Here is a 21,169-nt window from a genome sequence, read left to right as displayed (position 1 = left end):
GAAGGACACAGCCATGCACACTTATCGACTCACATTCGATTGCCCAGATTCAATTGGTATCGTCAATCAAGTTAGTACTCTGATTACCGAACATAAAGGCTGGATATCAGATGCATCTCAACATTCTGATGATGAAACAAAATGGTTTTTCTCGCGTATCGAAATCCTCGCCGATTCAATCGATGTAGATCTGGAAGGACTTCGGGAATTACTCACGCCCCTCGCTGAATCACTAAACTTTAACTGGAAACTAGAAGATAGCACTGTTCCTAAAAAAGTCATTATGATGGCGAGTAAAGCCTCTCATTGTTTATCAGATTTGCTAGATCGTTGGCATAGCGGCGAACTTAACTGTGAGATCCCTTGTGTTATTTCAAATCATGATGATATGCGCGGTTTGGTCGAGCACTATGGTATTCCCTATCACAAAGTAGTGATCGAAAAAGACAATAAGCAACCGGGTTTTGATGAAGTAGAAAGACTCATTAAAGAGTATCAGGGCGATACAATCGTACTCGCACGCTATATGCAAATTCTACCGCCGACCTTATGTGCTTTATATCCTCACAAAGTGATCAACATTCATCACAGTTTCCTACCATCATTTATTGGTGCTAAGCCTTATCATCAGGCATCGATTCGTGGCGTGAAATTGATTGGAGCAACCTGTCATTACGTCACTGAAGATCTGGACCAAGGTCCAATTATCGAACAGGATGTATCGCGTGTTAATCACCGTAATAAAGTCGAAGATTTAGTCCGTTTAGGTAAAGACACGGAAAAATTGGTTTTAGCCCGTGGCCTGAGAGCGCATCTTGAAGATCGTATTCTGGTTCATGGAAATAAGACCATCGTATTCTAAAAAAATATACGCATAGATTAAAAAGTTAACATCACATCAACCCCTTTTGGGAGCAACACCATGAGTAAAGCATTACCTTCTTCAGCACAAGTCGTCATTGTCGGCGGCGGCGTTATCGGTTGTAGTCTTGCCTATCACCTAACAAAATTAGGTATCACCGATGTGGTGTTACTCGAACGCAAAACACTAACCTGTGGCACAACCTGGCACGCTGCAGGTCTTGTACCTACACTGCGCGCTAATTACAGCATGTCGATGCTGGCAAAATACAGCGCGGAACTTTACGGCAAGCTGGAAGAAGAAACCGGACAGGCAACAGGCTATGTACGCAATGGCTCATTAACCATTGCAACAAATAAGGAACGCCTTGCCGAGCTCAAGCGTGGTGCTTCGATGGCGAAAGTCGCAGGTTTTCCCTGTGATGTTATCGACCCCAATCAAGCTAAAGAAATCTGGCCATTATTAAATATCGAAGACGTTGTCGGTGCGATTCATTTACCCGATGATGGCATGGCGAGTCCGGTTGATCTGACCAATGCATTAGCACGTGGTGCGAAGAACGGTGGTGCTCAAATTTTTGAGAACACCAAAGTCATCGACATGATTGTTAAAAACGGTAAAGCCGCCGGTGTAGCAACCGAACACGGCGAAATTGAAGCTGAAATCGTGGTCAACTGTGCCGGCATGTGGGCGCGTGAATTCGGTAAAAAAGCCGGCGTGAACGTTCCGTTACACGCCGCAGAACATTTCTATGTCGTTACTGAAAAAATGCCTAATCTACAAGACCATTTGCCAACAATGCGCGATATGGATGGCTACTGTTACTACAAACCTGAAGGTGGTCAATTACTGGTAGGCATGTTTGAGCCTGGCGCTAAACCATGGGGCATGAACGGCATCTCGGAAGATTTTAGTTTTGACCAGATTCCGGATGACTTTGATCATTTAGAGCCTTATCTCGAAGCAGCGATGCACCGTATTCCAGAACTACAGGAAACCGGTTTACAACTCTTCTTCAATGGCCCTGAATCATTCACGCCAGATGACCGTTACCAGCTAGGTGAATCACCAGAATGTCGCAATTACTTTGTCGCTGCAGGTTTTAACTCCGTTGGTATTCAATCTGCTGGCGGTGCGGGTAAAGTATTGGCAGAGTGGATTCAGAAAGACCACCCACCCCAAGATTTATGGCCCGTGGATATCCGCCGCAACAATCCCTTTCAGGGGACTCAGCGCTACCTGTTTGAGCGCACTACCGAAACGCTTGGGTTGTTGTATGAAACACACTTCCCATTTAAACAATTCAGAACAGCGCGTGGTGTAAGACGCTCAGTCCTACATGCTCAATTAGAAAAACTAGGTGCAGTATTTGGCTGCGAAAACGGTTGGGAACGCCCTAACTGGTTTGCTGACGAAGGTCAGGAACGCAAGTACGAATACTCTTTTGGCAGACAAAACTGGTTCGATAATAATAAACGCGAACACGAAAACGTACGTAATGGCGTTGGTGTGATTGATCAAAGTTCATTCTCTAAATATCAGGTTGAAGGACCGGATGTGGTCAAGTTTATGAATCGTATCTGTTCGAATAATATCGATGTAGCCGTGGGCAAAATGGTTTACACCCAATGGTTGAATGATCGTGGTGGTATCGAAGCAGATGTGACACTTACCCGTACCCGTGAAGATGCCTATCTGATAGTTTCGGGCGTTGCGTGTCAAACACGTGATTTGGCTTGGTTACACCGTAATAAACAAGACGATGAATATGTTGTGATCAACGACATGACATCTGCTTATGCCGTAATAACCGTGATGGGGCCAAAGTCGCGCGACACACTCAGCAAACTTACAGAAGCTGATATGTCACACGAAGCTTTCCCTTTCGCAAACTCTAAAGAAATTGATATGCAATACGCGCTGGTTCGTGCCTCACGTATTACCTATGTCGGCGAATTAGGTTGGGAGCTTTACGTACCAACAGAATTCGCGCCAAGTGTGTTTGATGCAATTATGGATGCAGGTGAAGAGTTTGCTATCAAACCTTATGGTTATCACACCATGAACTCACTGCGTATGGAAAAATGCTATCGTCACTGGGGTCATGACATCACCGACGAAGACACAGCATTAGAAGCAGGCTTGAGTTTTGCTTCTGACTTCAACAAAGAAGGTGGATTTATTGGCAAAGAAGCCCTACTCGCGCAAAAAGAGAAAGGTTTACTCACCAAACGCTTTGTTGCCTTCCTGTTTGAAGACGACCAACCCATGTGTTATCACGAAGAACCTATCTACGCGAATGGTAAAATTGCCGGCCGTGTGACATCCGGTATGTTTGGTCATACAATGGGGGCGACAATCGCAATGGGTTATGTAGAATATGACGGTGGTATTGATAAAGCATGGCTAGAAGCGAGTGAGTTTGAAATTGAAGTAGAATGTGTTCGTTACAAGGTAAAACCTTCATTCTCTTCATTCTACGACCCAAAAATGGAAAAGATTAAGTGTTAATCATTAGCAAAAAGGCACCCCCCACCTTTGGTGCCTTTTTTAGCTTACTTTTTTGATAAAAGCACAATAAGCTATTTCACAGTCATTGATAGAGAGAACAACAACTGAATGTCTAAAACCTTTACAGACAGATTAAACGAGACAGAAGCTGCTAATGCTGAAGCTAACCAGGGCAATTTACGCCTTGGTCAGCAAATCCGTGACCTGCGTAAATCCAAAGGCATGACGATTAGTTATCTCGCACACCAGATCAATAAATCCGTAGGCTATCTGAGTCAGGTAGAACGCGGCGTTTCATCGTTACCGATTCCTGTATTACAGGCGATTAGCGATACACTGGAAGTTCAGATCACCTGGTTTTTCCACACCGACACACCGCAAAAAGAAGATGAAGTCGACTATATTGTGCGACGTAACACTCGCCGTCATCTTGAGTTTTCAGGTACCGGCGTTAGCGAAGAATTACTCTCGCCACGACTCAGTGGTGAAATCATGATGTTACAAACCACGCTGGAACCAGGCACTGTAAGCGACCCAGAGCCACGCCAACGCAAAGGTGGTGAAGATGCCGGCGTGGTACTTTCCGGCACCTTAGAACTCACCATAGACAGCAAGCAATTCACTCTGGAAGAAGGTGATAGCTTTTCCATCTACGATGACAAACAACATTTCTACAAAAACCCGTCAAAGACAGAAAAAACCGTCATCATCTGGGTACTCACTTCACAGAACTACTAAATCATCTAGTCATAAACACGCATAAGCTTGCTATCTAATCCGTAGATAATTACCACTAAAGTGAGTTTGATGATTTTGTTAACTATGCTATTTTCTTTGAAGGTTCTGCATTCTGCAATTCTCTCACACTAAAGATAAATATTATGACGTCACGCAATCATTTCTCTTTACTCAAACTCTCAGTAAAAGCACTGTTAGTTCTGACTTTATCTTGTATCGCAATAAGCACTTTTGTATTTGCTGATAACACTGGCACGGCAACTAACAAAACAACGGATACAACAACTGACAATAATGCGAACCAAACCTTAGTCGGGCAGATTATCGGCGCATCTGATGTTGAATTTCCGGATTGGTTTAAAGAGAGCTTTTTAGATTTCAGGGAAGATGCTGAAGAAGCGGCAGAAGAAGGCAAACACATGCTGGTTTTCGCCGACTTAAAAGGCTGCCCTTACTGTGCAAAAATGCTGGAAGATAACTTTAAGACCGCAGAAAAAGATGGTGGCAATCTGGAATTCATTAAAGAAAACTTCGATAGCATCCACATCAATATCAAAGGCAGTCGAGAGATAGCCTTCAATGAGCAAATGGAAGTGACTGAAAGCGAACTCGCTAAAGCCCTTAAAGTCCTCTATACACCTACCTTGTTATTCATGAATGCTGATAATAAGGTCGTAGCAAGATTGAACGGCTACCGCACGCCACGCGAATTTAAAACTGTTTTGAATTACGTCAAAGATAAAGCGTATGAAACAACCGATCTTGCCAGTTACCGTAGTGAAAACCTCAACGATGCGGTGTATGAATTGCTCCCTAACAAACACTTTACTGACATCACCGACTTTCAAAAAGCCAGCGAACAAGACAAGCCCATTGCTATTCTCTTTGAAGATAACACTTGTGGCGAATGTGAAGCTTTCCATAAAGATATTCTCACTAACCCAGATATAGATAACTTAATGAAAGCCTATAATTTTGCGCGTTTAGACGCCCTATCAGATAAAGAAATTATCGATATAGACGGCAATAAAACCACCGCCAAAGACTGGATTAAGAAGCTTGGTATCAGCTATCGTCCTGCTTTGGTGTTATATGCCGAAAGTGAAGAAAAAGCCCGAGTTACAGGCTTACTAAAAACATTCCACATGACTGAATTACTCACCTATGTTGCCGACAAAGAATATGAGACCTATGCCACCTGGCTAGAATTTGGCAAAGTCTACCAGGAGAACATACTCAAATCCGGTAAAGACATCGATATCTGGAAGTAACTCTCAGCCGTTTTAAAACTATGCTATAGACAAATATGTAACAATGTATCTTCATTTTATAGATACATTCATTAACGCGTATTCAATGCGCTTTAATCAATAATAACAATCACTTCCATTACGCTTCTATAGCGTTTTTATTACTCTCTTTCTCGCACTTTTATTCTGCAAACCACTCATCCGAAAAAGTAGTATTTAATGGCCATAAAACTTAGTATGGCGTTAATGCGGCAAAATGTTTGCTAGCAAATATATATATTAATAATTATAAAAGCAGATAAACCATAAACTAACGTGATACTGACCTCTAAACCAACCAAAGAAGAAACCGCATCTTTCAATCAAAGTGTATTAGAAGAAAAAGTTAATTCGACCCGGGTTATCGTGATACTTGGGGCATTGCTGTTTATTGTTTATACAATAATGGACAAATTCGGCTTGCCCGAAGAAACGTTAGAAACGATTTATCTTGCGCGTGGAACACTTCTGGTGGTTCTTGCTTATATCTATTACCTGACTTACCAAAACATATTCCAAAAATATTACATACCCATTGTGATGGCTGGTTATTTTGCCTGTGGCATCGCCATCTCAATTGGTGTCTATGTTTCTCAAGCAGGTGAATATTCATACGATTTGTACTTTGCAGCGCTGATAATTCTGGTGGCTACCTCTTTTTCTTGGAGTTATCTACCTATAAAAGTTTCAATATTCATCAGTGCGCTTTTTATCATCACATACATCTGTATGAGAGTGTTTGCCCACAAAGACATAGAAGGTGCGCGCTTATTAACATTAATGTCTCAAGTATTTTATCTATTATCAATCGGGGTAGTCGCAGCGACCGCACAATACATTAGAGATACCTTAATCTATAAAAATATCCGATTACAAAAAAACTTAATCAAAGAAGCCGAAGAACAAACAAAAGAAGCCGAAAAACAAGAAATGCTGGCAAACCTCGATGCACTGACAGGTATACCGAATAGACGCTATATCACAGAGTGTTTAGAACTGGCGTTAAAAGATGCGCAACACACAAACACACTATTGGTTCTGATATTTTTGGACCTCAACGGATTTAAAGAAATCAATGATACCTATGGGCATGACTCGGGAGATCGAGTGCTGGAAGTCACCGCCAAACGCCTCAAACATACGATTCGAGAAGACGATTATCTGGCACGTATCGGCGGAGATGAATTTCTCATTGGATTTAAAACCGATCAATTCTCAGCCAAGTTTATCGACAGCCTCTGTGCAAAACTAAAAAAGAATATTTCAGATCCTATTGCATTTAACAAACACAAATTAAAGGTAGGCGTGAGTATAGGCTGCGCCTCATACCCGGGAGATGGGGAGACCATTGATGAATTAATAAAAATTTCAGACAAACACATGTATCTGGATAAACAGGAAGGAAGACGAAGCAAAACAATGTGAACTGATGCATCGGAAAATTTAAACATCGGAAATTTTAAACAAAGACAATTACAGAACGACTAAATAACAACGAATAAGCAAATACTCAAAATAAAAGGATAATTCTGAGAATGGCTGTTTATATGACTTTTTAATAAATATAAGAAACCACTAAAAACTAAAAAACGTGAACATAAGCTCTTTCATATCTAACTACAAATCCATATCTTTTGGAGATAATCTGGCGGATGAAAAGGTCAATTCTACTCGAGTGATCGTGATACTCGGGAGTCTCCTTTATATATTGTATTCAGTAATGGATTATTTTGGATTTTCGAAAGATGTCTTAATGCAGCTATATATCCCACGCGCAGCCAACCTTGCCTTATACGCCTTTATCTATTACCTGACCTACAAACGAGAATTCTTCCTCAAGCATTACAACAATATCCTCATGTCCGGTTATGTCGTATCCGGCATAGCGATCTGTTTTGCCATCTTCATAGCCAGAGATGGAGATTACTCACATGGTATGTATTTCGCGGCACTCATGGTACTTGTCTATAATTCCTTTACCTGGAGTTATCTACCCATGCACTATTCAGTTATTCTGGGTGCATTGCTTCTCGTCAGTTACGCAATGATAAAAATATACATCCATCAAGATGCATCGGGTACACACTTTTTGTTATTCATTGGTCAGGTTTTTTATCTGATGTCTCTCATCACCGTCGCTGCAACATCAAAAATAATCAGAGATAACCTGATCAAGAAAAACCTGTTACTTCAGAAAAAACTGACAAAAATTGCCAAGGCAAAAACTCAGGAAGCAGAAAGACACGCAAAGCTCGCAAACCTAGATGTACTCACAGGGTTACCTAATCGTCGCTCCATGAGAAGCCGTATGCGCCAGGCATTGGCAGAAGCAAAACAATCGAATACCAAGCTCACCCTGATCTTCATAGACCTGAATGGCTTTAAAATAATTAACGATAATCACGGGCATGACTCTGGGGATAGAATCCTGGAAATCACCGCAAAACGTTTATTGCAAACCACACGAAAAGAAGACTATGTTGCGCGCTTAGGTGGCGATGAGTTTTTAATCGGGCTTAAAACCAATTGCTTCAGCGATCAATTCGTCAAAACACTCTGTGAAAAAGTAAAAATCAGCGTATCAGCACCGATTGCATTCAAAGGTCAAAAACTACAAGTAGGCGCCAGCATCGGCATCGCACAATACCCTGAAGATGGCGATAGCATCGAACAACTCATTAAAGTTGCCGACCAACGCATGTACATCAATAAGCAAAACTGCAAGATAAAAAGAACAAGTGCGATAAGTGAATTACTCAGCTAAACATAAGCTGATATCACTTTCACGACTAATTAAAAGCCACCCCCTACCTTTAAGGCACTTTTTTTAAATGCTTAGCTTAAGTCGTAATCAACCAGATACCTACGCCAATCATCAAAGTACCCGCAATACGATTCATAATGCGTACATTACTGCGCTCTCGTAATAAATGCGCCAGCGATTGTCCACCGATTGCATACAAGGTCAGCGAGAAAAATTCGATAGTTAAAATGATCAATAACAACACCGACAACTGTGGCAACAACGGCAAAGACTGATCAATAAAAGGCGGCAACAACGCCACGAAAAACGCCCAGCCCTTAGGGTTAGCAATAGCCGTTACAAAGCCCTGAGTCGCCAGTGACAAACGCGAAACCTGTACGCCTTCCTCAGACACTTCCTGAATCGCCAAACGCCCACGAGAACGCCACATCTGAATCCCGATATAACCCAGATACAAACCACCCGCCCATTTAAAAACGGTAAAGAAATCCGGGTACTTCAGCATAATCGCAGCCACCCCGATCATGGATAACACCACCACCGAACCAACCCCAATCAACTCGCCCGCCATCATCCAGAATGTCTTACGCACACCAATCGTCATGCCCAATGTCATCGACAACGTCATACACATACCCGGCGTTGTTGAAACAAACAAAAACGTGGGAATAAACACTGCCAACATCGCGGCATTAATAATTAGAAAAGTCATGGAGCGGAGATTAGGATAGAAATGCAGAGGATTCAATTTATTGTTGTAAGGAAAAGTAAAATAAAGGCCCCCCCCTACTTATGGGCAGTTTTTTTAATTATTTAATAGCTGGCAGTTTATAATAATTGAGTTAGAAGGAAGCCGAAGTAACAGGTAAAATGCAGAATCTATCTAATAAACTGTTAGAGTAAAACTAGTGAAATAATGGACTACAATAAAAAATATCGAGACAGGCAAACATTTCAAGATAGTAAAACTTCTTTGAGCGATATTGCTAAAGACTCTACAAAAGTATCCTTCTACAGAGAAAAAAATTCTCACAAAGGTATTTCTGAGTTTAAAGACATTAAGGTTTTACTCGCTAAGCAAGTAAACCAGAGTTTCCTTAATGAAATATCACAACTACAAAAATTAGAATATTTAGAAATTGAAACAATTACAGCTGAAGATTTAACAGATATTGGAAATTTATCAAATCTGCGCACATTGAAAATATATGGAATAAGAAAAGCTAATAATTTTTCTTTCATCAACAAACTACCCAATCTGAATGTTCTGCTAATTGAAAATACAAAACAAATTAGTGATTTAGGTTTTCTATCTAATGCTCACAATCTATCCGTTATAGGTTTTGAAGAAAGTATGTATACAAAACAAAAACTAGACTCTTTACAGCCTTTATCCAATTTACAAAATTTAGAGGCTTTGTTTATGAGTTCAGTGCAACTCAAAGACAAAAACTTAAACTATTTATCCAGTATGCCTAACTTGAAATATTTCGCACCAGCTAGGTTTGCACCAAAAAGCAGTTTTGTATCATTACGTAAAGCATTACCATTATTAGTTTGTAATTGGTGTGACAAATATGAAATATAAAAACGCTAACAAGTGCATCAAAAAAGAGCGGCAAAAACAGATCGCCTTTTTATGCAGCCGTTATGTTCTTAACAAAATTAAAAAAAGTACCTAAAAGTACTAGGGCGTACTTTTAACCTAAATCAAAGGATAAAAATGCTAAATAAATCAGAATATTATATTTTTGTAGTAGTTACTTTGTTAATCAGTGGTTGTTCTTCTAATTCAGGTGTAGTGCCTTTGGGAAATAATAGTTTTATTATTTCTAAGCAAGCAGCTACAGGTTTCCCCGGAACTGGCTCAATTAAAGTGGAAGCTTTAAAAGAAGCATCTGCTAAGTGTTTAGGTAATAATCAAGCGGTGAAAATTGACAATATTAATGAAAGTAAACCACCTTATATTTTAGGTAACTACCCAAAAGTTGATGTAATGTTTCATTGTATTAACAAAACATGACAAGTGACATCATCGGAAAAATTACTCGCTGAGTAAGGCGTTAGACTAATTCAGAGATTTAACAATGGGATATAATTTATACATCACTAGGAAAGAGAATCATTGGGATGAATCAGGCAGCAAGATTTCAAAGAAAGAATGGTTAGAATATGTATCGAAAGATTCAGAACTTATTATCGATAGTAAATCTAAGGACTATGTAATATTAAAGAATTCAGGCGACTCAGCACCTTGGTTGTTTTGGAGTGAAACTGGTGTCATTGACAGTAAAAACCCACCGCATTTCTTTATTGAAAAAATGATTTCCATAGCAACTGATATGGATGCAAAGGTTCAGGGAGATGATCTAGAAATTTATACCTCTATTCCAAATGGTTACAAGTTAATCACAGATGCGCAGCCACCAGTTGTGATTGAATATCATAGAAAGGCTATGAACGGCAAAGTTGAATATACTGAGATACTAACTTCAAATAATAAACCTACAGCAACCCTGCAAAATAAAGAAAAAGCTTCAGTAAATACATTTTCACTACTGTTATTATTACTTGTTGTATTGGCTGTGGGTTATTTTGTTATAAGTCGATTAATAAAATGAGTCAAAAGTCTAACGAGTACATGCATTCAACCAACAAAAGCAAGGTTACTGCGTCACCCTACTATTTCATTCATCTGATGTAGGCGTCACGAATCAAACCGAGGTTAAACATTTGTTTTCATTAAATAGATCCATGATGTATTCCTTTGTTGACTCAATCTGGTTTGCTTTTATGGTTTTTAATCCGATTCTGTCTCTGGTTATACTTTTTAATACCGTAAAAATCACAACAACATTTAACAAAAGCGATGTTGTTATCTACCCAGGTGGGTTCTGGTTAATCGTTATAGCCGTATTAGTGATGTCATTATTATCTGTTTATTTTGTTTATCTGAGCAAAACTGTAACGACTAAACTTGGTATATTGTTTTTTTCAACGATTGCGCCATTATTTATGCTGTGCTTTGGCTTATATCAAATGTATGAAAATATAGGTTGGGGTTTTGTTACTTAAACTGTCTGCTGCAAAAAACATTAAATTTTTCATCTAATATAAATATGTATAACAATTTTTTGCAACGGTAAAACCACTAACTAGCATCGTATACATTATGAATATCGAGATATGGATAACATTCGTCGCCGCATCCGTTGTATTGCTAATCATACCTGGGCCTACGATTCTCACAGTAATAAGTTATTCTATTTCTCACGAGTATAAGGCCAAGATACCATTAATTTTAGCGCTAGCGCTTGGCGACTCAACAGCACTTGCTCTTTCTCTACTCGGTTTGGGGGCTCTGTTAACTGAATCTGCTTTTTGGTTTCAGACCGTAAAATGGGCTGGTGGACTGTATTTAATATATTTAGGATTTAAACTCTTTATGTCTGGAGTTAGCCCACTAACTATAAGTAAAGGCAAAAAAGAAATCACAAGCTCGCAATTGTTCGTAAATACTTATCTCGTTACGGCTTTAAACCCTAAGGGCATAATTTTCTTCGTCGCATTTTTACCCCAGTTTTTAAATACGAATACTGAGGTGACCACCCAACTTTGGATACTTGCATTTACATTTGTTGCACTGGCCACACTCAATGCCACTTTATACGCAGTATTCGCTGGTAAAGCTCAAAAGCTTTTGTCGTCGCCAAAAACACAACGTATATTTAATATCTGTGGTGGGTCTCTGCTTACTACCGCTGGTTTATGGGCATTATCAGTCAAACAATCACAATAAAGCTTAAACGTATTGATAGACTTTATCTTTTTGGAAGAGAAAAATGATTCACATTAAACGCATTCTGACGTTTCTAATAATATTAAGTTGTTATCACACTCAAGTATTTGCCGAGCAGATGATAAAAATACGAGTGTCTGAATTCCCTCCTAATTATTATAAAGACGCTAACGGAGACTGGACTGGCTTAGGCGTCGAGTTGGCCTCAGCTATCGTAAAAAAAGCGGGGTTTGAGCCTGTATTTATTAACGAGCCTTGGGCACGCGCGCTTGAATCCATGAAAGAAGGCGGCCTTCAATATATGACTAACTTGAAAAAAGCGGATGGACGATCTGCATTTATCAACTGGATTGGTCCTGTTCGAAATGGCGAAGTGAGACTTATTGTAAAGAAGTCTAATGAGCATCTTCCGATAAAGTCATTGAACGATTTCATTACTATTTCTAACAATAAAAAAAGCAAGTTCGGCTATCTGGGAAATATGGAATATACAGAAGAATTTAAAAAACGTTTTGCGAGTGATCCTGAATTTAAAGAGTCATTTGAGCCAATACAATCAGCCGAATTGAATTTTAAAAAAGTCATGGCAGGAAGAATAATCGGTTTCTTTGAGACCACCATCTCAGCCGAATATCGCATTAAGAATGATCCTGATTATAAAGAACTCGCAACACATCCGTTTGTACTGAGAAGAACGCCCGTATACCACGGGGTAAGTAATAAAGGTGTTGATAAAGAAACTCTGGATAAGCTTCGAAAAGCATTTGATACATTACAAAAAGACGGAAACATTGAGAAAATAGTACAGAAATATCAGTGATCCAATAAATAATCGTCCAGAATAAAGGTTGTTTGAGCGAAGCGACCTGCCTTCATACCCATTATTTTTCCCTTAGGTTTAGAAACTATGATGTTGTGAAGTAAACGGTATTTATTTGCTTACATTTCTTGATGCTGTATCTATATGTATGAATATGGACAAGACAGTAACTCGTAGCTTTGAATATGAAACAATAATCCAATATCACTCTCTATTTACCTCCTCTATTTACAACCGCAATTTACAGCTCTTTATCATCGCTATCCCACCCATCTCATTTCTACCTTTTATATTCATTCCCCCCTTCAGTAATAAATAGTAAAAACAGTATCAACTAAAAAGAAAACACCCCATAACGTTCAGACTTAAAAATTGACCACTTATCATTATCAATGAACCAATACAGCCCCACCTATCACGTACTTTTAAATCTTAATGCTTTATATAAATTATTCAGATTGAGTTAATACGTCAAATGTTAATATAAGAATAAAAAAAGAAGAAAAACCTAGGAGAAGAAAATGACTGATCTTGCAATGTCACCCGCAGAACAAAAGTCTCATGGTAAAAAGGTAGGAGAAATCCTGGTTCGTGATTACGGTAAAAAGAAATACTATTCATGTGCGCACATCAAGAAAGCTTCGTTAGAAGTTAAACAAGGTTTTGATTGGCATAGTTGGGCAATGAGTTTATTTGCGTCGCCTTCCGGCTTTAGTAGTTATCATGATTCGATTGGTGAAGATTTTGATTATTCTGAGATGAAATCTGAAATGACGGCTGCGATGACGAATGGTGCATCTAAAAAGTGGTTTGATGCGAGTATGTCATGGTTGGATTGGCCGAATGTTGATTTGCAGACAGTTTTTGATTTTTACGATTAATTAAAATACCGAACGCACCCCCCTACATAGGGGCGTTTTTTTATTACGCGTTTTTTTATCACTCGTTTAGGTATCGTTTATATCTTTAAGGATTTGCTGAACTAATACGGCCCTTAGCTATTTAGTTGCTAAGGACTAATCCAATTACTATTATCGCTGCTTAGCTTTATGTTTATTGTCTGCGCTGCTAGTCAAAGTAAAAGCTTAATCTATTTAATGTGCCCACTGATTGATCTTAAATTATGCCCCCAGTAATTGCTTACTAATATGAGATCGCTATAGCTGTTTTATCTAATTTTTAACTAATGTTTTTCTGAGGTCATATTTAAGACCACATTTATAGCACCAATGCCACCTTCACTATTAGCCGCATTGCTTTGTACCAACGCTGTACTTTTTGCTGGCGAAAATGCAAAACAACTAATGATAAGGGCTATATAAAATACTCCGCGAACGCCGCGACTACTGGCTAGTGTAGTGAATTGATTAACGAGCTTCATTGTCTTCTCCCAGTTTACCAGGCTCTAATATAATCGAGGCTACCTTCACGTTCTGTGAAATCCATCACGTTTCATTGAATCTCTTTGTGTTTATTGCCTTGTATGTCGGTGCGATTCAATAAACTCGCTAATATTTACTATTCGTAAAACATAAAGCCACCCCCCACCTTTGGGGCACTTTTTTCACCGCATTGTTCCGCATTGTGTTTTTCTGTAATTATTTATCACTGTAGATATCTCTCTCGCTGTCCTTAAAACGCCATCTGGCATATCTATCCAGATTGTTTTTACATATTTATTCAATTTTTTGTAGCGCCTAAGTTACAGCTAAGTTTCATTCCTTATTCTTCTACTCACGTTAAAACTAAAAATAGCGTTTTGCTAATTATTTAACGGTTTTTTAATAGTGAAACTTATTCTTAATAGTGAGAAATAGAGGGATAAACACAATGAAACATTTTAGTAAAACCATAATCTCAACGCTTATTGGTACGGGTCTTCTTGGTTCTGCAATTATTGCTCAAGCGGGCAGTAATGATAAAAAAGAAACGGAAGTCATCTCGTTTACTGAATCATCTATCACCATTGATAAAGCGCTGGAAATTGCACTCACAACCGTTCCAGGAAAAGCGAAAGCAGTCGAGTTTGATAATGAACACGGCAAATCAGTCTGGGAAGTTGAAGTGGTTGATTCGAACAAACTAATACACGAATTAGAAATAGATGCGGCTTCTGGCAAGGTGCTGAAGCAGAAACTTGATTACAAAGATTAAGTCTTAAATCTACAGTCTAATCAAAAATAAAGAACAGTCACCAGCATTTTGCTGGTGGCTATTAACAAGGAGTATACAATGCAAACTCAAACATTTTATCAACAGATGTCACAGCGGAAACCTTCGTTTGCCAAGATTGCCATGTTGTCTGTTATCGCTAGTGTGGTTCTTTTGAGCGGCTTTATGTTTAGCCTAATTTTAATGGCTGTTTCAGCTATCATCTTTCCTTTTGTGGCGTTTAAACTGTGGCGCTTACAACGACAACATCAGAAGGATATTAGCTTAGGTCAGGCGGCTGTGATTAAAAACGGTGAGATCATCGATGCCGAATACACGGTTGTGGATGAGCCTTTAAAATAACGCGATTGATAAAACCGTTTTTGTTAATATGCTGTGACTATTCATTAGCGATTTTTGTTAGAGATTTTCAATAGATATACTCATTACAGATTAGAGTTTTTATAACAATGACAGATACGGCAAATCAAATATGCGCATTCTACTGGTAGAAGATGACGAATCTATCGGCAATGCGATTAAGCAGGCACTTAATGATGCATCCTACGCGGTCAACTGGGTAAAGGATGGCATTACTGCCTTATCTAGCCTTAACACCGAAGAATATTCGCTGGTATTGCTGGATTTGGGTTTACCCGGTAAAAATGGTTTAGAGGTCTTGCATGAGTTACGCAAAACCAAAAGCCTTCCTGTTATCGTGATAACGGCGAGAGATGCCGTTGAAGACCGTATTCAGGGACTGGATTTAGGCGCAGATGATTATCTGGTCAAACCTTTCTCGATTGATGAATTACACGCCCGTATGCGTGCTGTGGTCCGACGCAATCATGGCGTTGCCACCCCTATTCTTTCTAACTCTCTGTTAGAACTTGATCCTGCCACACGCGAAGTAAGCCGAGATGGCGAGTCGTTTCCCTTATCTGCACGCGAGTATGCCTTGCTCCAAACGCTGATGCTTAGACCTGGCACTATTTTCTCACGCGATAATCTGGAAGAAAGCATTTACGGCTGGAATGAAGAAGTCGCGAGTAATGCGATCGAGTTTATTATTCACGCATTGCGTAAGAAACTGGGCAAAGATGCAATTAAAAATATCAGGGGCATGGGCTGGATGGTCAGCAAATGATGCAACAAAAATCACTGCAACGTGAGTTGTATCGCTGGATCATTCTCAGCGCGTTGGTTTTAGTAGTTTTCGGTGGAGCAATCGCTGGGGCATTGGCTTTTCAACAAGCTAGAGAATTACAAGACAATACGCTGATCGAAATTTCATTATTGGTACGTAACGGTCAATTAGATTTTTCTGATTTTAATGAAGATGAACAACACGCCAGAAGAAAAAAGAAACTCAGCGAGAAGATTCATGATCGCAATGAAGATTTCCGAGACGAACATAATATCGAAGATGAAACCACTATTATCATTCACGAACTAGGTATAAGTGATAATTTAAAAGGCATCCCGCCAGATATTAGCGATGGTTTAAAAACGATTACTTTAGGGGATGACAAATGGCGCGTCCTGGTGATGAGCCAATTTTACAGCGATAGACGCTTTATCATCGCGCAACCCACCGAGTTAAGAAACAATATTGCATGGAGCAGTAGCATCAGCACTTTTTTGCCGATTCTGTTACTGGTAAGTATTCTATTATTGATGATTCATATCATCATTCGTCGTCAGTTTAAATCACTGAATCTATTGGTGAAAAACATCGATCGGCAAGATGGTACACAGCTTAAGGAACTCTCTGAAAAGAATATTCCTCTGGAAATTATCCCCTTTGTGAGTTCTATTAATGCGTTGATTTCGAGAGTAAAACAAGTGATGCACAAGCAACACCGATTCATCGCCGATGCTGCGCATGAATTACGCACCCCAATTACAGCATTGTCATTACAGGCAGAAAACGTCACGCATGCCAACGATGATGCCGAGCGAAATGAACGACAAAAACAACTGAAACAAGGCTTTGATCGTTTGGGTAATCTGGTGGCGCAATTACTCGATCTGGCACGTTTGCAAAGCAGTGACGAGGTTGAGGCACAAACCGTTAGTTTTAATGATGTGGTGAAAAGTGCGATTGCCGATCTCTTTCCATTAGCGGAATCTGCCGAGATTGATTTGGGCATGTTACATCAGGATAAGGCGATCAACGTTAAAGACCAAAACGGTCGATTAGGCCAATTAGTGCATAATGCGATTGGCAATGCGATTCACTACACACCCGCATCAGGAAAAGTGGATATCAGCCTGTTTAAACAGGGAAATAAAGCGATATTACTGGTGGAAGATACCGGCATCGGCATCCCTGAAGATGAACTGCAGCAAGTGATGGAACCATTCTACCGAGTACTAGAAAGTGGAAAACCGGGTAACGGTCTGGGCTTGGCAATCAGCCACGAAATTGCAGAACACTTAAACGGCAAGATTCACCTATCGAACCGAAAACAAGGCGGATTATGCTTTCGTTATGAGCAAGACCTGGTTAGTGACTAAATGTATGCTTAAGTGCATTAATCAGTGCGTATTTAAGTAAACAATTAAATAAATAGTTAAGTAAATAGTTAAGTACATGATAGATAAGATCATTTCTAAAATCGTGATAACACAAAATCATAGATCGTTTCAAAACCGAAGCCACCCCCCTACTTAGGGGGCTTTTTTTTGCCTTTAAAAAACACAACGCAGGGTAATTTTTTAAAGATTATCCGAACTAATATGCCCATTAAACCTACATACCATCAAGCTATTGATGCACGTTGTAGGATCTTCAGACGCTAACCATTAACGAATAAATGTCGCCTCCTATCTAACGTACTGAGAAACAAACAAAAAACGTATCGTAACTAACGTATCTTAATGTATAGGTAAAAAATGCGAATATTTTCTAGTGTATTGTTTTCAGCGCTCGTACCGACTTTTTTGATTCTGCTATTACCGTCACTGGTAAATAGTCAGGGGATAAATCTTAGGCAGTCATTAGCACTTTTTCTACCGATTTACGTGGCTTCATTTGCTGGATTATTAATTATAGGTTTACCTATTTATTACGCTTTAAAACAATACAAATTGCTATCGACGTTTAATCTCGCGCTTTCTGGTGCATTGGCTGGAGTTATCTACTTTTTGTTTTTAACTTGGTTATTACTCACCGTGCTAACAGAAGGTCATTTTGTATTAGAACCCCTCACGATGCTTTGGGGTTGTGTATTAGGTTTAATAACCGCAGCTGCTTTCGGTAATTTTTTAGGGCTTAACAACAGGGATTATTAGTTCAAATGAGTATTTTAGAATCACAGATAGCAGCAACGCTTCTACCGGGCATGTCCATTCCACAAGAACTGTCCCAATTATTTAGCTGGATTGAAGAGAATACATTTTATATCGACAGAGATGCTGACACACCACGCATAGGCTTGCTCTGCCCGAAAGAAATGCTAAATCAATACATCAGCGACTTCGATGAAGATGGCGATGAAATTGAAGCACGAAACGGCGGAACGGACATTAGCTTTCATGCCGAAGGTAATGTGAATCTGCATCATTGGTTTGGTCATGACAAACCAGAAGTAGTAGATAGGCTTTGTGTGTTTGCCAGAACGGGTGGCGATGGTTCGATGGCTGCATTCTGGTTAGACGATGAAGGTAATCAGAAAATTGTACATTTAGGTTCAGGGTCTGGTTCGGTCTTGGTTTGTCAGCTAGCAGATAACGCGATCGATTTTATGCGCTTACTTGCAATTGGTTATGATGAGATATGCTGGAACGAGAATTTCAATTTAACACCCGAGCAATCGTTCGAGCTTAATATGACCTGGGTAAAACCCAATCGCAACTATCAAAACTGGTTAACACAAACATTTGATGTGTCTATTCCTGAGCGCGCGAATGAAATCATAAAACACCCAGCAGAAATGGGTGATACTGAAACCAAAGATCCTTTTTGCTTATGGGTTGAGAAACACTCAGCATAAAATTTAAGGCAGCGAATAACACCTCAAATCAAATCTAGATTCCAGATACAGCTTCGTTAAGCTGTATCTTAAAATGTCTACGACCTATACTCGTGTTTCATTCTTACTCGTGAAGCTCCGTCGACGCTATGATCACCCCAACACTTTTAGGTACTGCTGTTATTCCCAATAACGGCGGAGAATTGCGATTAACCCAGCGCGGCAATGATTTTTCTATTCATTTGAAAGGACTGCGTGGCGAATTGATGAATAGTCGTGTGCACTCTTCTGAATTAGCCTTGGCCGAATTAGGTTGTGCTCATCTTCAAGGCGTACAAAACACGACCGTATTAGTTGGTGGTTTAGGCATGGGATTTACGCTGGCAGCCGCCCTTAAAGCTACCACCAAGAGTTCTACAATAGAGGTTGCAGAATTGGTGCCAGAAGTTGTGGAATGGAATAAAGGCCCGTTAGGAGAATGTGCTGGCAGACCCATAGATAATAAACGCACAGTGGTGCGATTAGGCGATGTCGCAACGCTATTCAAAACCAACAAACCTAGCTATGACGCTATTTTACTCGATGTGGATAATGGACCAGAAGGTTTTACACATGCCGATAACAATAGCTTGTATTCGTTAAATAGCTTACTCGCGATCAAACAAACACTTAGCCCTAAAGGTGTGTTAGCTATATGGTCGGCATGGCATGACCCTAAATTCACCCAGCAATTGAAGAAAGCCCGTTTTAAAGTGGAAGTCAAAACGGTTAGGGCCCATAAAGGTAAAGGCAGTCGCCATACTATTTACCTCGCCCGTTAGCTCACAAGCAAATTAGTCAGCTACAACTACTACCACGAAACAGGAACACTTAGATTGTTTAAAAATAGGAAAAGATCTATTTAGAATTTATGTTCGCTTTTTGTATTCTTTTGTTTTATAGTAGAACACATAACAAACAAAAAGCATAAGGAGCTAACAATGAATCAACTCATAAACAAAGTAATATCTGTATTAACAAAGAAACCTTCAAATGCATTTCTATTATTTTTAAGTGGCTTTCTTTTCGCTCAGGTAATGATTGTAAATGTACTGTATAGCCGACACCCACAAGGTGGTTGGGCAACTGATTTAGGTATGTTTTCAACACCGTCTATTCTGATGACATTCTTAGCGGCTTTATCGTTATGTCTGTTTGTTTTATGGCGCTCAGTTTCATCTGAAGATTAATCTTACTTCCCCCGGTAAGTCCCCCAGAATCTTCTACGAATGAAACACTGAAGTAGCACCAAGCCTTGGGTGACCTGCCTTTTTATTGTTAACTAGCCCTTCAATAAAATGTCAGGTCACCCCCCTACTTTTAGGGGTTTTTCATATTTTTATTACTCATTTCCAATAGTTAAAGCAGCTATAGTTTTTCTTCTTCAATCAGCTGAACTTCAACACGCTGTGTTTCTAAAGTCACCGAAGGTCCAAACTGATTGAAAATTGCTACGTCAGCCGCATCACGGCCATAACCAATTGCAACATAGCCTCCTGTGATTTCTGACTGTGTCGCATCGAAGGTGTACCAACGACCGCCGACATAGGCTTCAAACCAGGCATGTAGATCCATCGGTTCTAATTCGTATAAATAACCCACTACCAATCGTGTCGGGATACTCAAACTCCTACACAGTGCAATACCCAGATGAGAAAGATCACGACAAACACCTGATTGTCTCTCATTAACTTCTATAGCAGATATCGCTATATCACTGGTTCCCGGTAGATAACTAATATTATTACGTAACCATGTTTCAATGGCTTTTACTTGATCGTAACCCATTGCATGACCTTCAGTGATCGAAGCAGCCATGTCGTTAAATCGATCCGACTCGCAATAGCGACTGGGTAAAAGATAGCTAAGTACAGATTCGGGGAGTTTGTCTATTTCGACAAAAGGTGCGCCGGGTGATTGATCGACCAAATCATTAATCAAAACATCAGAGGAGGTAAAGATTTCAAAGGGGCCTACAGGTGCAACCAATCGCTGACAAAGATTGCCATAGTTATCAGTAAATTCATAAACAGGGACTTGAGGACGAATTCTGTACTCCTCTCTCGCTACCCATTGATTAGCGCCACTGCGTTGTCGCAGCATTAAAATGAACGTTGTTGGTATTTCGACTTCGAAAGTCATGTCACAAATAGTGCGTAACCACATAGGGTTTATCCTTATTTAAGGTTTAGGGTATAGAACTTGAGATTTGGAACTTG

At 39.7% G+C, this 21,169-nt stretch carries 24 protein-coding genes; 21 read left to right on the top strand and 3 right to left on the bottom strand.

Features of this window, described 5'->3' with window-relative positions:
* The first annotated feature begins 13 nt into the window (after window positions 1-13).
* The 6 genes from purU to OO007_RS06760 all read left to right on the top strand — a co-directional run bounded on the left by purU (window position 14) and on the right by OO007_RS06760 (window position 8,164).
* The gene (gene purU, locus OO007_RS06785; RefSeq protein ID WP_325808233.1) at window positions 14-862 is read left to right on the top strand and encodes a formyltetrahydrofolate deformylase; all 849 of its coding nucleotides are present in this window, start codon (window positions 14-16) and stop codon (window positions 860-862) included.
* A gap of 60 nt (window positions 863-922) precedes the next feature.
* Window positions 923-3,373, top strand: coding sequence for a GcvT family protein (locus OO007_RS06780; protein ID WP_325808232.1), 2,451 nt, complete (start codon window positions 923-925; stop codon window positions 3,371-3,373).
* A gap of 108 nt (window positions 3,374-3,481) precedes the next feature.
* The gene (locus OO007_RS06775) at window positions 3,482-4,111 is read left to right on the top strand and encodes a helix-turn-helix domain-containing protein (RefSeq protein ID WP_131905501.1); all 630 of its coding nucleotides are present in this window, start codon (window positions 3,482-3,484) and stop codon (window positions 4,109-4,111) included.
* A 143-nt stretch (window positions 4,112-4,254) separates the two neighbouring features.
* Window positions 4,255-5,382, top strand: coding sequence for a thioredoxin family protein (locus tag OO007_RS06770; RefSeq protein WP_325808231.1), 1,128 nt, complete (start codon window positions 4,255-4,257; stop codon window positions 5,380-5,382).
* Window positions 5,383-5,676: 294 nt separating this feature from the next.
* Complete coding sequence (locus OO007_RS06765; protein WP_325808230.1) at window positions 5,677-6,825, top strand: GGDEF domain-containing protein; 1,149 nt, start codon at window positions 5,677-5,679, stop codon at window positions 6,823-6,825.
* A 328-nt stretch (window positions 6,826-7,153) separates the two neighbouring features.
* The gene (locus OO007_RS06760; protein WP_325808229.1) at window positions 7,154-8,164 is read left to right on the top strand and encodes a GGDEF domain-containing protein; all 1,011 of its coding nucleotides are present in this window, start codon (window positions 7,154-7,156) and stop codon (window positions 8,162-8,164) included.
* Window positions 8,165-8,240: 76 nt separating this feature from the next.
* Here OO007_RS06760 and OO007_RS06755 read toward each other — a convergent pair whose 3' ends face one another.
* Window positions 8,241-8,876, bottom strand: coding sequence for a LysE family translocator (locus OO007_RS06755; RefSeq protein ID WP_207907021.1), 636 nt, complete (start codon window positions 8,874-8,876; stop codon window positions 8,241-8,243).
* A 204-nt stretch (window positions 8,877-9,080) separates the two neighbouring features.
* Here OO007_RS06755 and OO007_RS06750 point away from each other — a divergent pair, with 204 nt between their 5' ends.
* From OO007_RS06750 to OO007_RS06720, 7 genes are all read left to right on the top strand, one after another.
* On the top strand, window positions 9,081-9,752 hold the full coding sequence (locus tag OO007_RS06750; RefSeq protein ID WP_325808228.1) for a leucine-rich repeat domain-containing protein: 672 nt from the start codon (window positions 9,081-9,083) through the stop codon (window positions 9,750-9,752).
* Window positions 9,753-9,887: 135 nt separating this feature from the next.
* Entirely contained in the window at window positions 9,888-10,187 is a 300-nt protein-coding gene (locus tag OO007_RS06745; RefSeq protein ID WP_325808227.1) for a hypothetical protein, read from the top strand.
* Window positions 10,188-10,251: 64 nt separating this feature from the next.
* Entirely contained in the window at window positions 10,252-10,785 is a 534-nt protein-coding gene (locus tag OO007_RS06740; protein WP_325808226.1) for a hypothetical protein, read from the top strand.
* A gap of 133 nt (window positions 10,786-10,918) precedes the next feature.
* Window positions 10,919-11,239 carry a hypothetical protein gene (locus OO007_RS06735; protein ID WP_325808225.1) on the top strand — a complete coding sequence of 107 codons (321 nt, stop codon included), beginning with the start codon at window positions 10,919-10,921 and terminating at the stop codon, window positions 11,237-11,239.
* A gap of 97 nt (window positions 11,240-11,336) precedes the next feature.
* On the top strand, window positions 11,337-11,963 hold the full coding sequence (locus OO007_RS06730) for a LysE family translocator (RefSeq protein ID WP_325808224.1): 627 nt from the start codon (window positions 11,337-11,339) through the stop codon (window positions 11,961-11,963).
* Between the two features lie 43 nt (window positions 11,964-12,006).
* The gene (locus OO007_RS06725; RefSeq protein ID WP_325808223.1) at window positions 12,007-12,783 is read left to right on the top strand and encodes a substrate-binding periplasmic protein; all 777 of its coding nucleotides are present in this window, start codon (window positions 12,007-12,009) and stop codon (window positions 12,781-12,783) included.
* A 521-nt stretch (window positions 12,784-13,304) separates the two neighbouring features.
* Window positions 13,305-13,664, top strand: a complete 360-nt coding sequence (locus tag OO007_RS06720) for a hypothetical protein (protein WP_131905515.1) — start codon at window positions 13,305-13,307, stop codon at window positions 13,662-13,664.
* 302 nt (window positions 13,665-13,966) lie between these two features.
* On the opposite strand, the gene OO007_RS06715 is transcribed toward OO007_RS06720, so the two are convergent.
* Window positions 13,967-14,164 (bottom strand): hypothetical protein, encoded by a 198-nt coding sequence (locus OO007_RS06715; protein WP_325808222.1) that lies wholly within the window; start codon window positions 14,162-14,164, stop codon window positions 13,967-13,969.
* Window positions 14,165-14,613: 449 nt separating this feature from the next.
* On the opposite strand from OO007_RS06715, the gene OO007_RS06710 reads away from it, so the two are divergent.
* From OO007_RS06710 to OO007_RS06675, 8 genes are all read left to right on the top strand, one after another.
* Window positions 14,614-14,937, top strand: a complete 324-nt coding sequence (locus OO007_RS06710; protein ID WP_131905517.1) for a PepSY domain-containing protein — start codon at window positions 14,614-14,616, stop codon at window positions 14,935-14,937.
* A 78-nt stretch (window positions 14,938-15,015) separates the two neighbouring features.
* Window positions 15,016-15,297 carry a hypothetical protein gene (locus tag OO007_RS06705; RefSeq protein ID WP_131905518.1) on the top strand — a complete coding sequence of 94 codons (282 nt, stop codon included), beginning with the start codon at window positions 15,016-15,018 and terminating at the stop codon, window positions 15,295-15,297.
* Window positions 15,298-15,427: 130 nt separating this feature from the next.
* The gene (locus OO007_RS06700; RefSeq protein ID WP_131905519.1) at window positions 15,428-16,081 is read left to right on the top strand and encodes a response regulator; all 654 of its coding nucleotides are present in this window, start codon (window positions 15,428-15,430) and stop codon (window positions 16,079-16,081) included.
* Entirely contained in the window at window positions 16,078-17,454 is a 1,377-nt protein-coding gene (locus tag OO007_RS06695) for a sensor histidine kinase (protein ID WP_325808221.1), read from the top strand. The genes OO007_RS06700 and OO007_RS06695 overlap by 4 nt, the downstream gene beginning before the upstream one ends.
* 378 nt (window positions 17,455-17,832) lie before the next feature.
* Complete coding sequence (locus OO007_RS06690; protein WP_131905521.1) at window positions 17,833-18,231, top strand: hypothetical protein; 399 nt, start codon at window positions 17,833-17,835, stop codon at window positions 18,229-18,231.
* A 5-nt stretch (window positions 18,232-18,236) separates the two neighbouring features.
* On the top strand, window positions 18,237-18,932 hold the full coding sequence (locus OO007_RS06685; protein ID WP_325808220.1) for a hypothetical protein: 696 nt from the start codon (window positions 18,237-18,239) through the stop codon (window positions 18,930-18,932).
* 128 nt (window positions 18,933-19,060) lie between these two features.
* The gene (locus OO007_RS06680) at window positions 19,061-19,732 is read left to right on the top strand and encodes a hypothetical protein (protein ID WP_325808219.1); all 672 of its coding nucleotides are present in this window, start codon (window positions 19,061-19,063) and stop codon (window positions 19,730-19,732) included.
* Window positions 19,733-19,891: 159 nt separating this feature from the next.
* A complete protein-coding gene (locus tag OO007_RS06675) occupies window positions 19,892-20,140 on the top strand; it encodes a hypothetical protein (RefSeq protein WP_131905526.1) in 249 nt (82 codons plus the stop codon).
* Window positions 20,141-20,318: 178 nt separating this feature from the next.
* Here the strand turns inward: OO007_RS06675 and OO007_RS06670 are convergent, their stop codons facing one another.
* Entirely contained in the window at window positions 20,319-21,116 is a 798-nt protein-coding gene (locus tag OO007_RS06670) for a transglutaminase-like domain-containing protein (RefSeq protein ID WP_325808218.1), read from the bottom strand.
* Window positions 21,117-21,169 lie beyond the last annotated feature (53 nt).

Origin of the sequence: Cocleimonas sp. KMM 6892 (genome assembly GCF_035798195.1) — a bacterium.
GTDB lineage: Bacteria > Pseudomonadota > Gammaproteobacteria > Thiotrichales > Thiotrichaceae > Cocleimonas > Cocleimonas flava.
This window is presented reverse-complemented; position numbering and strand designations above follow the sequence as displayed.

Coding starts and splice junctions, on each gene's coding strand:
- purU (WP_325808233.1), top strand. CDS start 14: ATGCACACTTATCGACTCACATTCGATTGCCCAGATTCAATTGGTATC.
- OO007_RS06780 (WP_325808232.1), top strand. CDS start 923: ATGAGTAAAGCATTACCTTCTTCAGCACAAGTCGTCATTGTCGGCGGC.
- OO007_RS06775 (WP_131905501.1), top strand. CDS start 3,482: ATGTCTAAAACCTTTACAGACAGATTAAACGAGACAGAAGCTGCTAAT.
- OO007_RS06770 (WP_325808231.1), top strand. CDS start 4,255: ATGACGTCACGCAATCATTTCTCTTTACTCAAACTCTCAGTAAAAGCA.
- OO007_RS06760 (WP_325808229.1), top strand. CDS start 7,154: ATGCAGCTATATATCCCACGCGCAGCCAACCTTGCCTTATACGCCTTT.
- OO007_RS06755 (WP_207907021.1), bottom strand. CDS start 8,876: ATGACTTTTCTAATTATTAATGCCGCGATGTTGGCAGTGTTTATTCCC.
- OO007_RS06750 (WP_325808228.1), top strand. CDS start 9,081: ATGGACTACAATAAAAAATATCGAGACAGGCAAACATTTCAAGATAGT.
- OO007_RS06745 (WP_325808227.1), top strand. CDS start 9,888: ATGCTAAATAAATCAGAATATTATATTTTTGTAGTAGTTACTTTGTTA.
- OO007_RS06740 (WP_325808226.1), top strand. CDS start 10,252: ATGGGATATAATTTATACATCACTAGGAAAGAGAATCATTGGGATGAA.
- OO007_RS06735 (WP_325808225.1), top strand. CDS start 10,919: ATGATGTATTCCTTTGTTGACTCAATCTGGTTTGCTTTTATGGTTTTT.
- OO007_RS06730 (WP_325808224.1), top strand. CDS start 11,337: ATGAATATCGAGATATGGATAACATTCGTCGCCGCATCCGTTGTATTG.
- OO007_RS06725 (WP_325808223.1), top strand. CDS start 12,007: ATGATTCACATTAAACGCATTCTGACGTTTCTAATAATATTAAGTTGT.
- OO007_RS06720 (WP_131905515.1), top strand. CDS start 13,305: ATGACTGATCTTGCAATGTCACCCGCAGAACAAAAGTCTCATGGTAAA.
- OO007_RS06715 (WP_325808222.1), bottom strand. CDS start 14,164: ATGAAGCTCGTTAATCAATTCACTACACTAGCCAGTAGTCGCGGCGTT.
- OO007_RS06710 (WP_131905517.1), top strand. CDS start 14,614: ATGAAACATTTTAGTAAAACCATAATCTCAACGCTTATTGGTACGGGT.
- OO007_RS06705 (WP_131905518.1), top strand. CDS start 15,016: ATGCAAACTCAAACATTTTATCAACAGATGTCACAGCGGAAACCTTCG.
- OO007_RS06700 (WP_131905519.1), top strand. CDS start 15,428: ATGCGCATTCTACTGGTAGAAGATGACGAATCTATCGGCAATGCGATT.
- OO007_RS06695 (WP_325808221.1), top strand. CDS start 16,078: ATGATGCAACAAAAATCACTGCAACGTGAGTTGTATCGCTGGATCATT.
- OO007_RS06690 (WP_131905521.1), top strand. CDS start 17,833: ATGCGAATATTTTCTAGTGTATTGTTTTCAGCGCTCGTACCGACTTTT.
- OO007_RS06685 (WP_325808220.1), top strand. CDS start 18,237: ATGAGTATTTTAGAATCACAGATAGCAGCAACGCTTCTACCGGGCATG.
- OO007_RS06680 (WP_325808219.1), top strand. CDS start 19,061: ATGATCACCCCAACACTTTTAGGTACTGCTGTTATTCCCAATAACGGC.
- OO007_RS06675 (WP_131905526.1), top strand. CDS start 19,892: ATGAATCAACTCATAAACAAAGTAATATCTGTATTAACAAAGAAACCT.
- OO007_RS06670 (WP_325808218.1), bottom strand. CDS start 21,116: ATGTGGTTACGCACTATTTGTGACATGACTTTCGAAGTCGAAATACCA.